This window comes from Candidatus Acetatifactor stercoripullorum, from assembly GCF_944382095.1.
GTDB lineage: Bacteria > Bacillota > Clostridia > Lachnospirales > Lachnospiraceae > Acetatifactor > Acetatifactor stercoripullorum.
In genome coordinates this window covers 1-12,422 of the sequence record NZ_CALWMU010000033.1, presented here as the reverse complement: position 1 = coordinate 12,422, position 12,422 = coordinate 1, and the positions used below count along the sequence as shown (strand labels likewise).

The 12,422-nt window shown below is 48.6% G+C and carries 11 protein-coding genes; all 11 read right to left on the bottom strand.

Annotated features, from left to right (window positions below):
- Positions 1-4: 4 nt before the first annotated feature.
- Entirely contained in the window at positions 5-1,669 is a 1,665-nt protein-coding gene (locus SHK35_RS10380) for an HlyD family efflux transporter periplasmic adaptor subunit (RefSeq protein WP_318709704.1), read from the bottom strand.
- 24 nt (positions 1,670-1,693) lie between these two features.
- Entirely contained in the window at positions 1,694-2,656 is a 963-nt protein-coding gene (locus tag SHK35_RS10375; protein ID WP_318709703.1) for a carbohydrate ABC transporter permease, read from the bottom strand.
- Positions 2,653-3,555, bottom strand: a complete 903-nt coding sequence (locus tag SHK35_RS10370) for a carbohydrate ABC transporter permease (RefSeq protein WP_318709702.1) — start codon at positions 3,553-3,555, stop codon at positions 2,653-2,655. Before SHK35_RS10370 ends, SHK35_RS10375 begins: the two co-directional genes overlap by 4 nt.
- 10 nt (positions 3,556-3,565) lie before the next feature.
- A complete protein-coding gene (locus SHK35_RS10365) occupies positions 3,566-5,908 on the bottom strand; it encodes an extracellular solute-binding protein (protein WP_318709701.1) in 2,343 nt (780 codons plus the stop codon).
- Positions 5,909-6,052: 144 nt separating this feature from the next.
- The gene (locus SHK35_RS10360) at positions 6,053-6,826 is read right to left on the bottom strand and encodes a PHP domain-containing protein (RefSeq protein ID WP_318702444.1); all 774 of its coding nucleotides are present in this window, start codon (positions 6,824-6,826) and stop codon (positions 6,053-6,055) included.
- A 258-nt stretch (positions 6,827-7,084) separates the two neighbouring features.
- Positions 7,085-7,864, bottom strand: a complete 780-nt coding sequence (locus tag SHK35_RS10355) for a heparan-alpha-glucosaminide N-acetyltransferase (protein WP_318709700.1) — start codon at positions 7,862-7,864, stop codon at positions 7,085-7,087.
- Positions 7,865-7,908: 44 nt separating this feature from the next.
- On the bottom strand, positions 7,909-9,177 hold the full coding sequence (locus SHK35_RS10350; protein WP_318702446.1) for a methyl-accepting chemotaxis protein: 1,269 nt from the start codon (positions 9,175-9,177) through the stop codon (positions 7,909-7,911).
- A gap of 203 nt (positions 9,178-9,380) precedes the next feature.
- Positions 9,381-10,319, bottom strand: a complete 939-nt coding sequence (gene tsf, locus SHK35_RS10345) for a translation elongation factor Ts (RefSeq protein WP_318702447.1) — start codon at positions 10,317-10,319, stop codon at positions 9,381-9,383.
- Positions 10,320-10,367: 48 nt separating this feature from the next.
- Complete coding sequence (gene rpsB, locus SHK35_RS10340; RefSeq protein ID WP_318702448.1) at positions 10,368-11,153, bottom strand: 30S ribosomal protein S2; 786 nt, start codon at positions 11,151-11,153, stop codon at positions 10,368-10,370.
- A gap of 182 nt (positions 11,154-11,335) precedes the next feature.
- Positions 11,336-11,890 (bottom strand): hypothetical protein, encoded by a 555-nt coding sequence (locus tag SHK35_RS10335; RefSeq protein ID WP_318709699.1) that lies wholly within the window; start codon positions 11,888-11,890, stop codon positions 11,336-11,338.
- A gap of 57 nt (positions 11,891-11,947) precedes the next feature.
- Positions 11,948-12,422: DUF6115 domain-containing protein (locus tag SHK35_RS10330; protein WP_318709698.1), on the bottom strand; the 475-nt coding region annotated here is incomplete at its 5' end.

Genomic DNA, 12,422 nt, shown 5'->3' with positions numbered 1-12,422 from the left:
CTCCTTAACTATCAGCAAGTCTCACCAGCTGTCCCGCCTCCACAGGTGCAGTGGAGGTTGTAATCACAAACTCGGAGCCGTAAAGCCCCCCGCTCACCGCTGACTGCGTATCGTCGCTGGCAAGCACTTCCACGTCCACACGGGTGGCATAATAACGATTCCCCAAAGGACTGCTCTTGGTTTCCACAATTAAAATAAATTTACCGTTGTTGTCCTCTCTAATGGCGCTGTTTGGCACAATCATATCATAATTTGCACTCTTTTGCCCCACCGATATGTTCAAGGTCTGTCCTGCAGTAACGCTGCCTGTCACGTTAAAGGTCAATAATTTCTTCTGTCCGGGATCAGTGGTATCCGGCCTGATGCCAGAAAGGGTCACCTCCACATCCTCGTACCTCCAGGCGTTTACAAGCTCCGCCCTATCCCCCACCGCCAGACGCGACGCCTGATCGTTTGTTACGGAGAAGCTCATGGAAAAGCCCTTGCCCTCGGGCTGCAGCACCGCCACCGGATTGGCCGCGCTGGTGCTCTCGCCTGCCGTCACATTTATGGAGGTAACTGTTCCTGCCACATCTGCGGTCACCACAGCGCCTATGGATTTCTCCATCTGCTTTTGCAGCTCCTCTTCAGCCTTTGCAACCTCCTCCTGTGCCTTCACAATGGCGTCATACTGGGAATCCAGATTCAGCGCCTGGCTCATTTCTCCCAGCACATTGGTTTTTTCCGTCAATCTGTTTGTTGCGGCATCAAGCTCCGCCTGAGCCTTGGCCTGCTGATTCTGCAGGCTTGCGATATCACTGGCATTATCCCCTGTGGCCGTCTTATTTTCAAGCGCTGTCTGTGCCCTCTCATATGCAAGGTTTGCATTATCAGCGGCAGTCTGTGCGCTGATCACCGCTAACTGGGCCTGATTTCTCTGCCTGATAAGCTCATCTATATTTCCTGCCGCACCAGCGTTGCCGTCACTGACACTGTTCTCATACTCCAGCTGGGACTCAATGGCTTTTAACCGGTTCTGCGCCTCCGTCAATGCAAAATCCGCGTTCTCCTTGGCGGTCTTTGCCTCGTTTAAAGCCTTTGTCTCCGCAGACACATCCGCGTCGTTTTCAGGGGTTATGGAAATTTGTGTTTTGAACGCGTTCACCTTCTGCGTCCAGTCATCCACCTCTTTCTGCGCCTGCTCCACAGCTGTATGTGCGTCCACAATCCTCTGCAGATATCCGCTCACAGAGGATTCTCCCACCGACTGCAGCACCTCTGTGTTGATGTCTGCGGAAAGCAGCGCTGCATAGTAAGCATTCTGGGCCGTCTCCACATTGTCCCGAGCCGTCTCCAGGGCATCCTGTGCGGCCTTGAGCTCATCGCTCTCCTGATCCTCAAGATACACAAGCACATCGCCCTTCTGCACGGTGTCCCCGGCCTTTACAGCAACGCTTGCCACCTTCCTGGTCTCATTGACCATCACGTTGTAGGGGTCCCCGCTCTCCACCACGCCGGTTCCCCGGATTTTAGCGGTAATGGTTCCCGACTGCACATACTGGGCCGCGACCTCCGGCAGGGAATAATTCATAATTGTATTGGAGAAAAAGGTGAGCACCAGCAGCACAGAAAGAAATATAATCGCTGCTGTTTTCACCCACTCTCTTCTTTTGCTTCCTTTTTCGTTCATACTCCGCTTCCTCTCTTTACGCCTTTATCCCTTGATACCGCCCTGGTAGGTGATGCCATCCACCAGATATTCCTCTCCATACAAAAACACCAAGAGGCTTGGCACCATATAAATTGTGGCCACCGCAAACGCCAGGCCGATTTCACCTTTGTTGATTTTACTCAAAAACACGGATAAGGGATGGGTTTCCGTGTCTGTAAGCAGAATCAAGGGCTGCTCCACCATATTCCAATAATCTATAAAAACCAAAATCGCCGCCGAACAGAGCGCTCCCTTGCACAGAGGCATACAGATCCGCCTGTAAATCTGCCACTCCCCCGCCCCGTCTATCTGGGCGGCCTCCACCACCGAGTGGGGAATCCGCTTCATAAACTTAGTGAGAAGATAAACCGCAAAGGGAGAAAAAATCCCTGGCAGCCAGATCGCCCAATAGGTATCTAATATATTCAGCCAGTCTGAAACAAGATAGTTTGGCACCAGCGTCACCTGATAGGGCATCAGCATCAATATGATATAAGAAAAAAATACAATCTGCCTGAGCTTCCCGGAATACCTGGCAAAACCATAGGAGGCCAAAGATGCCACCAAAAGCTGGAACACCACAATGGGTCCCACCAAAATCACGGAATTCCAAAATTTCAAAAGATAATCAGGACTTTTGAAAAGCACTGTTACATACTGGCTGAAGGATACCATATCCGGTATAAACTTCAGGTTCACCTTCTCAGATATATACACCTTTCCTCCGCTTTCGCTGGTAGCAAACACTGAACCGTAATTGGCAGATATCTCTGAGGCCGACATGAAGGAATTGGTGATTGTCAGTATAATGGGCATGAGAAACAATATGGCAAAGCCCGCGGCAATAAGCGTGGCAATGGCAATTTTAAAGGCTCCCCAGAATTTTCTGCGCTTTGAGACACTGTGTGTTCTGACGCCCGGATTTCTTCTTCCTGCCGTCCGGGCAGGCATACGCTTTCCGCTCACCCTTCCACATCCTTTCCGAATCTGTTCTCTGCCAGAAACAAGATGCTGATGATCGCCACCATGACTATGGACATCAGTATGGCTGCAGCCGACAGTGTCTGGTAATCCAGAGATTTAAACTTATTATTCATGAAATGCTGCAGCATATAAATGGTGTCGTAGGGATAATCATCCGTCAAAAGGTAAATTTCACGGAACACCTTAAAGGAATTGATCAACGACATAATGGTCACAAACAGCATGGTAGAAGAAAGGTAACGGACCTTTATGTAAAAAAAGGTCTGAAGCGGCGTTGCGCTCTCCAGCCTTGCCACCTCCAAAATATCCCTGGGAATGCTTGCCAGGGCAGCCATAAACAGAATCATGTTGTAGCCAAGGTTTTTCCATAGAAACAAAAGCACTACCACAACCAAGGCATAATCCGATTTTAACCAATCTATCTTGTTTCCCCCAAACATGGTCAAAACATCATTCACAGCGCCATTGTAATGAAAAAGCACCTGCCATATCAGCACAATGGAAGCTACAGGTACCATCAGGGGGCTCAAGAAAAAGGTGCGGAACTGTGTCCTGAAAGGCATTTTTGATTCCAGTACAATGGCCAGCAAAAGGGACAGTACCACCGCAAGAGGAACCGACACCGCAGAAAAAGTAAATGTATTCTTCACTGCCTGACGGAAAGCAGCGTTGCGCACAATACTTTTGAAATTATCTAAAAACACAAAATTACCGCTGATGGGATTGTCTACCAAAGAATAATAAATCACCACCAGAAAAGGAATCACAAAAAACACAAGGACGCCAAGAAAGCTGGGGGCTATGTAAAGCCCCGAGCTTATCTTAATCCTGCGTGTCTGTTTTGTTGACTTTTTATGCTTTAACGACTGATACTTTCTCACTGCTGCACTCCTAGCTGTTCTCGCTTACATAAATCTGCGCACGGCTTTGAATCACCTTAGCCACATCGTCCACAGACTTCTGTCCCTGATAAAAGGCTTCTGCCTCCTCGGAAATAATCGTGTTTATCTCATCATTTCCCGCAGGCAAAGGCTTTGCCACAGAAACCAATTCCCGCAGAAGGGCTATCTCCTCCTCGGTAGGCACATGATAGGTATATTCCCAGTCCCCATAGGAAATGCTGGACGTTCCTCCTGCAAGGATGGGCTCGCCGTTTTCATCCAGCATAGGCTCGCCATTTTCATCCAATACATACTCTGCCTTGGTAGCCTCCGCTATCATTTCGTCGAACTTGGACTGGCGGGTAGGAAGTCCCCAGGAGAAAACATTGTCCTCGTCCTGCGCTGCCAGATAATGCTCAATAAAGGCCCATGCGCCGTCCTTATTATCAGATTTGGATGCAATACCGTAAATATCGCTCACATTCAAAATACATCCCGCACTCCCGTCCAGCGTAGGGTATCCGATGCAGGTCACCGGTTCGCCAAACATTGCGGCATATTCCTGAATGCCGTTCAGATCGTAAATGCCCGCCATTGCCAAAAGCACATCCCCGGCCTGTATCTTTGCCGGCTGGGACCTGGTATCCGATTCCCAGTCATAGATATCCGGGAATCTGTTTACAAATTCCAGAAGGCTCTTAAACTCTGGTGTGTCGAATTTACACTCCCCTGTGCTCCAATCCACAAAGGAATCCATATTATAGGTAAGGCAGTAATACAAAATGCTGCTCTTGGAGGCCCCGTCAAAAAGCTCCGCTCCCTCGTGGGCGTCTGCATATGCGATCAGCTCATCCAGCGTCCAGCCCATTTCCTCTCCCACATCAGAGGTCTTGCCAATTACCGTGCTGAGAGAGAAGGTGCTGGGAATTGCCACCAGAGCGCCGTCATACTGGAAGCTTTCCAGAATATTTTCCATAAAATCATCCTTGTCCAGCACGCTGCTTTCCTCCAGATAGGGCATCAAATCCTCAAACACACCCTTTGTGGCAAGCTGCTCCACATTCAGCTGGGACAAGTCCAGAATATCCGGGCAGTTTGAGCCCGAGGTAATATCATTATTCAAGCTGGTAATGCCGTCCTGATAGCTTGTTTCCGTCCAGTTGTTCGTATCGATATAAGTTTTGATATCCACCCGGTACTGCTCACTGCTCTTGTTAAAATCCACCGCCGCAGCCTGGAGGTTTTGATTGGTGTAAAGCGTACCGATGGTAATCTGCTCCTTCTGCACCAGCTCAGCGCTGTCGGTCTTTGTCAGCAATGCAATTTCCGTCTCCCCTGTGTTCCAGTCGTTTACAATCGCCACGATCCGGCCATCTGACAAAGCACCCACACTGTTCACATACTGTCCATTGATGTCGCTGTCCAGCCAGTCCAAAATCTCCTCACTGGTCTGCGTGGACAAATCATATTCAGACAGCTTTGTTCCATCATTGATCAGAAAATCCTTCTCTGCACCAGCAGAAAGAATGTTTCCTCCGTTTCCGCTTGGAAAGTTTTCTTTTGCCTCGCCCAGCTTCTTTGCGGCAAAATCGATATCTGCAATCACCATTCCTCCATCGGCGGAGGTGTTGTCATAGTAGCTTACATAAATCTTGCCGTCCTTGCCCTTTCCCATGCTGTTGATCCAGCTCTCCCCAGTGGATACCTCCCCCTGATAATTACCCTGGCCGTCAAAGAGACGAACCAGATAGGAAGAGCAAAGATAGAGATTTCCCTCATCATCGGAAAGGATGCCGTTTACATAGTTATTGTCCACATCCTCATTTAAAAGGTCTGTGATCTCCTGCTCATAAACCAGATTTCCCGAAGCGTCATATTGAGCCAGAAAGGTTTTGCTGATTAGAAAGCCATCCGCATCCAGCTCCTCTCCCGAATAGTCGTAAAGGCACAGATAGACATTGCCCGCTCCATCCACTGTAAAGCCGTTAATGCTTGTGTTTTCCCTGACAGAAACAGGAAGCGCCTCCGGCTCTGTGTCCGCTCCCGGCGTATACCGGCAGATTTCCGTAACCGAAGTCATGGCTGTCTCGTCATAGGTGTTGCGGACATAATAGACGGCATCCCCAGTAATCTGCACATCATAAAAGTTGGAGTAGCTGTCATTACTGAGCTCTATGTATTCCGGCACATACACATACGCCGGAGTTTCATCTGCTGAAACCGTCTCCTCCCTGCCGCCGCAGGCGGTAAGCGTAACCGCAGACACGGCAATCAGCGCAGACAACAGTCCCTGTTTGAGAGCTGCCCTGCGTTTTTTCCGGTTTTCCTTTTCCACGTTTTGTGTTTTTATCATACTTTCCCTCTTTTCAAAAAAACATTTGTTTTAATGAAAACATTATACCCTGCGCCATACAAAAAAGCATCTTAAGAATTTATGAAGAAAAGCGACGAAATGATTACAACCCGTCGCTTTCTCGTCCTTTTTTTTCCAATTTTTTTATACCAGCTTGTGCATTTCCATCACTCTTTGGCGGTGACGCCACAGACTTCCCAGACGGTTGTAAAACCAAAATGACTGCACAAGAATACTGTTTGCCTTCCCTATCCTTTCTTTTGTGGTTCCCTTATAATAGCTGCCTCCGCAGGTAATCTGATTTTTCTCAAGCACACATTGGATCAGGTCGGATTCACAACGTATGGGAACCGGAAAATCCGTATAGGCTAATCCCACACAATCCGCCTTATGCGCATCGCTGCCGCCGAACCGTGGTTTTTCAAACTGCTCCGCAATAGCGGAAGCGCTGCGGTTGCTCTGGACTGTCTCACAAGCATTAAAGCCCTCCACAAAATCGAACCTGTCCATCACCGCCAGCTGGCTTTTATGCTTGCGGGTATTGGTAATGCTCAGATATTTTTCCCCACAGGGATGGGCGGGCCCTAAAATACCTCCATTTTTATGCACAATATCAATCAGCAGATGCACAGGAAGCCCTCTCAGCTCCAAAATCTTTAAATTCACATTCTCCGGCATAATCACAAGTATGTGTCCTGCATCGATGGTATCATACTCAATGCCCTTTAAAACTACAAAATCCGGAAATTTTTTGTCTTTTAGATTCCGCTTCCACTCTCTGTAGCCCTTATAGGAATTATGATCACTGACAAGCATACCGTCATAGCCTCTGTCTATCAAAAGAGAAATATATTCCGCTATGGGTACCTTGCCATCCATGGACCCTTCCTTGGTATGGCAGTGCATATCAAAACGCATGGCAACCTCCTTTTTCCTGAACCTCATTCAGTATATCAAAACGCAGCCGGATATACAATGTTAAATTTTGACACATTTTTCACTGTATGACATGTAACTTTTGTCATTGTTCATCATATCCCTTTTTCTGTGTTAAATACCTGTAAAATATATCTGTAATTTTTTTAACTCATTTTCTAAGCATAAAAAAAGAAGGACAATGCTGCCGTCCTTCTAACTGTCAGATGTCCTGCGCTGCATCCGCTCATATGCCTTTCTTCAGCCAGGAGTCTTTATAACCCCAAGAAGCACAAGCACCAGATACATCACCGGCTGATGCAGCAGATAAATCAAAAGAGAATGTCTCCCCAGCGCCGAAAACGGCAGTCTGGGCACCACATCTGCTATTTTATCCAAAAGATTTCTATCCCGTGCAATCCGATATAAAAAGTAACCTGTTACAAACAGGAAAATCCAGGGAAACACAGAAAAGTAATCCGCCGAATAAAAGGCTTCGTCTGTAAAGCCAAAAAAGGTCATAAACAGACCCTTTTGATACCACCCATGAGGAAGCCTTATGATTTCTGCCGGACCAAACCCCAGATATTCATCATTGATTCCTCTTGTTATCAGGAAAAGTGCAAAGCCAAGCACACATCCCGCCTTTGCTGGAATTTTTCCAAGCACCTTTTCCAGAGGAATCATGACCAGCATTGCCGTCCCTAAAAATGTAAGGATCCCAAAGGTAACTCTCTCATTATAGGTAAAGCTCCAGGTTACAAGGGAGGTAAGCAGGCCTGCTCCCAGCACGATCAGTCCACGCTTTAGGCGGCGCCTTCCAAACATCCAGCAAAAGCCTGACAGCAGAACAAAAGTCCAGCATATGCTCTGCTGCCATATAAAAGCGGCATCGGAACGAAACCACTTCCAATCCACATTCCCTATGTAAACCAGATCCCACACCCCATGATACAAAATCATGCTGATTAACGCAAGTCCTCTCAAGGCATCCAGGTAATCATAGCGGCGGGAAATCCGGCTCTGTCCTTTTTCGTCCATCTTAATCCTTTGTCAGTTCTTTATCCATCCCATATCAGCCCTTGTCAATCCTGACGCAGCTGGAACCGTTTCATCATTTCATCCAGTGTAGTCGCAGACGCAGACAGCTCCTCACTGGTTGCAGAAGTCTCCTGGGAAGCAGCCGAATTAGACTGGATTACGTCGTTAATCTGTTCCACGCCCTTTTCCATTTCCTTAACAGAAATCGCCTGACGATCCGACGCCGTGCGGATATTTGCAACCTGCTGAATGATATGATCCAGCTCCTCAATCACCTTGTTCAGCGCGTCCGCCGTTTCCTGAGTGATTCTGCTTCCTGCCGCCACCTCATTCATAGAGGCGTCTATCATCTTTCTGGACTCTACCGCTGAAGCCGCACTTTCCTCCGCCAGCTTGCGGATTTCATCCGCAACAACCGCAAAGCCTCTTCCCGCCTCTCCGGCTCTTGCCGCCTCAATAGATGCGTTCAGGGAAAGAAGATTGGTCTGGGATGCGATTCCCTCAATGTCTGCGATTACCTTTTCAATCTGCTGAGAGGTGCTGCTGATCTTATCCATAGCCTGGGTCAGCTCCTTCATCTTCGCCTTGCTGTTTTCAGCCTCTGCACCTACCACCTTTGCCTTGTCATGGGCAATATCCGTAGATTTGGTGTTCTCCAGCACCTGATTGGTCACTTCATTCACCGTAGCCACCAGCTCTTCTACGGCAGCCGCCTGTTCCGTAGCGCCCTCGGCAATATCCTGTGCACTGACGGCAAGCTGTGAGGAGCCTGCAGCAACCTGATCCGCAGAGGACTGCATGCCTTCCAGCAGCTCACTGATAGCCCTGACCATCTTAATCAGCTCCTGGCGCACAGAACCCAGCTCTCCGGCATACGCCTCAGGACATTTGCTTCGCACGTTAAAATTACCCTCGGCAAATCCTGACACTATGTAATTTAAATCTCCAATCACAAGCTTCAAGGTGCTGGCTGTTCTCCCAAAGCTTCTGGAAAGATCTCCCAGCTCATCCTCCGACTCCCAGGAGGTTCCCAGGTCAAAATCACCCTTGGATATTTTTTCAGCTGCATCTTTCAATTCGCGCACCGGTTCCACAATCAAATTCTGCAGGCTTATCCCAATCACTATCGTAGCGGCCACGCCGATAGCTGCGATTAGCAAAACCAGTAATGCTGACAAGAAATCTCTATCAACTATAAACCGAAAAACTGATATCAATATGCTGATTAAAAAAATCACAATGATACAGGAAAAAGCAGCACGAATTTTCTTCTTAATAGGTCGGTTTCTTAAAAATGCTTCAATCTTATTCATATCTTTCTCCTTTCCTATTCAGGCATATAAAGCAAAAGCCAAGCAAAAGCCTACAGTGACAGAATACCACTTGATACTTTCTTTTGCAATCATTTTATGTTTTTTTTAGTATTTTAGTACCAGTTACGTAAAAAGAGCCCGGCCCACGAATAAGCTCGTGTTCAAGGCTCTTTTTATACGTCTGCCGCACATGCGGCAAACGCTTACATTCCCATCTGTGCAGCTACCTCTGCCGCAAAGTCCTCGTTCTTCTTCTCCAGGCCTTCGCCGGTCTCAAAACGCACAAATCTCTTCACGCTCAATTCCGCATTGTTTTCCTTTGCAACCTGCGCAATATACTGTGCAACCGTCTGCTTTCCGTCCTCGGCCTTCACATAAACCTGCTCCAGCAGACATACTTCCTTTAATTCCTTATTCAAGCGTCCATTGATTGCACCCTCGATCACCTTTTCAGGCTTTCCTGCCATCTTGGGATCCTGCGCGATCTGTGCCGCGATGATCTCCTTCTCATGTGCCTTGTACTCTTCTGACACATCGCTTGTGGCAACGTATTTGGGAGAAAGGGCTGCAACCTGCATAGCTATATTGGTCATAGCCTCTTTCACAGCATCGTTTACCACATTGGTCTGGGCCTCAACAATCACGCCAATCCTTCCGCCGCCGTGCACATAGGATACCACGCAGCCATTTGCAGCTTCCACTCTCTCAAATCTTCTGATGCTGAGCTTCTCACCGATCACAGCAATCTTCTCAATCAACGCATCCTGCACAGTCTTGGAAGCATCCTCGTTCCACTTTTCTGCAAGGAACGCATCCATATCTGCTGCATCCGATTCTACAGCCTGCCTTGCAACAGCCTCTACAAACTGCTGGAACTGCTCGTTCTTTGCCACGAAATCAGTCTCGGAATTCACCTCCACAACCGCTGCTGCGGTGTCACCCTTAGAAGCAATGCGGCAGATACCTTCCGCTGCAATTCTGCCTTCCTTTTTCACTGCCTTGGCCTGTCCGTTCTTTCTCAGAACCTCCACAGCCTCTTCCATATTTCCATTTGTCTCACTCAGCGCCTTTTTGCAATCCATCATGCCTGCGCCTGTCTGCTCGCGCAGCGCTTTTACCATAGCTGCAGTAATCTCTGCCATATTCTTCACCCTATCTTTCCCTAAAAGTTTTTCTCTGCAACATTAAAATTATTCCGCGTCCTGAGAAACTGCTTCCTCTTCTTCTGCGGCCGCTACCTCTTCGATATCCTCTGCTTCACCCTCTGCCACATCTTCCTGTGTATAAACCGCTTCTCCCTGGTTTGCCTCGATCACGGCGTCAGCCATCTTGGAAACAATCAGCTTCACTGCTCTGATTGCGTCGTCATTTCCGGGAATAATGTAATCCAGCTCCTCGGGATCGCAGTTGGTATCACCGATTCCGATCAGGGTAATGCCCAGTGAATGCGCTTCCTGCACACAGATTCTCTCCTTCTTGGGATCTACTACAAAGATTGCATCCGGGATTCTGGTCATATTCTTAATGCCGCCCAGATTCTTCTCCAGCTTTTCCCATTCCTTCTTCAAAGCGATAACTTCCTTCTTAGGCAGAACATCAAAGGTTCCGTCCTCGGACATGGTCTCAATGGCATGCAGCCTGTCGATACGGGATCTGATGGTCTTAAAGTTGGTCAGCATACCGCCCAGCCATCTCTCGTTTACATAATACATTCCGCAGCGCTCTGCCTCTGTCTTAACAGCATCCTGGGCCTGCTTCTTGGTTCCCACAAATAAAATGGTTCCGCCCTGTGCCACAATCTCGGAAACAGCCTTATAAGCCTCGTCCACCTTGCCTACGGATTTCTGCAGGTCGATGATGTGGATGCCGTTTCTCTCGGTGAAGATGTAGGGAGCCATCTTGGGGTTCCATCTTCTCGTCTGATGTCCGAAATGAACACCTGCTTCAAGTAATTGTTTCATAGAAATAACGCTCATTTTTTTACCTCCATTTGGTTTTTTCTTCCGCAGCTTCTTTTCTGCCGGGCCGGCGTTACTTAAGCCCGGTTAGCTCTGACATCTATTCTCCTGTGGGAGAACACCGATGCCAAATCGAAACGCGTGTTTTTTCGTCACAACAGTGGCATTATAGCATAAGAAAACCCCTGTTGCAAGGGGTTTTACTGTTTTCCGGTGATAATTTCCGCAATTTCTTCCTCCCCGGTTCCCGGTTCTATCTGATAGGTGCCGATCCGAAGAGATTTGGAATAGCCGTTGTCGCAAAGATACCTGTCGAAAGCCTCTGCGTCCTCTACAAGTCCCGCCTCGGCCAGCATTCTGCTCACCGTCACCGAGCTGTCGCCCGGCTGTATGGTCACAGACACTTCCGGCGCGGCCTCTGGCTGCAGTGCCTCTGTTTCCTCTGGCTGCTGCGTTTCTATCTCCTCCGGCTGCCGTGCCTCTGTCTCCTCTGGCTGCTGCGCCTGTGTCCCCGGCGGCTCCTCCATGGTTTCCTGGGATTCCTGCCCTGCCTCTGGCAGTGCCTCCGGCAGCGTTTCTGACTGGGGCGTTTCCAGATCAGACAAAACGGCCGGGGTGCTTTCCACCATCCCAAGCTCTGCCGCACGTTCCCTGATCTGCGCATCACTGAGCGTCTGACCCCTTCCTGAGGCGGCCCCCATCAGCACTGCGGCAGCCACCATTCCGATCCCCAATCCCCGCAAATAATATTTCAACCTCATCTCAATTCTCAACTCCGTAGTGCAGGGCTGTTCTGCAGCCATTATGCACTTCTACATATTTTTATATAAGTCAACCACCAGCTTCACCTCTCCCACGCCAAGACCCAGCTCCTTAGCGATTGCAACCTTTGACCAGCCCGCTCTGTAAAGCTCTAAAATCCTGTTGTTACTGTTGGCTCCCCTTTCGTCCTCTTTAGAAAGGCTGATGTCTGCGCCGGTTTCTTTCCTTTCCTCAGGCTGTCCGCCCTCCGGAGTATTTTCCAACTCAATATCCATCTCCCCGGTTTTTGTTTCCTCCGGCGCCAGACTTTGCAGGGAATCTACCACTGCCTGAGCCCTTCTTCTGGTTTCCTCGGCCTCCTTCATTGTCCGGTTTATCTCTGAAACCGCATCTTTCAGATGCTTATGCTTGTCATTGAGCATATCATACAGGAACATTACCTCCTGATGGTTTTTATGAATCTCCTCCAGCACGGTATCGGAATACTCGTTTACCGCCATGATTTTTTCATTGGAAATTCTCTCC

What these genes read in the sequence shown, in the direction of transcription:
- SHK35_RS10365 (WP_318709701.1), bottom strand. Translation starts at nt 5,908, where the DNA reads ATGATAAAAACACAAAACGTGGAAAAGGAAAACCGGAAAAAACGCAGG.
- tsf (WP_318702447.1), bottom strand. Translation starts at nt 10,319, where the DNA reads ATGGCAGAGATTACTGCAGCTATGGTAAAAGCGCTGCGCGAGCAGACA.
- rpsB (WP_318702448.1), bottom strand. Translation starts at nt 11,153, where the DNA reads ATGAGCGTTATTTCTATGAAACAATTACTTGAAGCAGGTGTTCATTTC.
- SHK35_RS10350 (WP_318702446.1), bottom strand. Translation starts at nt 9,177, where the DNA reads ATGAATAAGATTGAAGCATTTTTAAGAAACCGACCTATTAAGAAGAAA.
- SHK35_RS10380 (WP_318709704.1), bottom strand. Translation starts at nt 1,669, where the DNA reads ATGAACGAAAAAGGAAGCAAAAGAAGAGAGTGGGTGAAAACAGCAGCG.
- SHK35_RS10355 (WP_318709700.1), bottom strand. Translation starts at nt 7,864, where the DNA reads ATGGACGAAAAAGGACAGAGCCGGATTTCCCGCCGCTATGATTACCTG.
- SHK35_RS10360 (WP_318702444.1), bottom strand. Translation starts at nt 6,826, where the DNA reads ATGCGTTTTGATATGCACTGCCATACCAAGGAAGGGTCCATGGATGGC.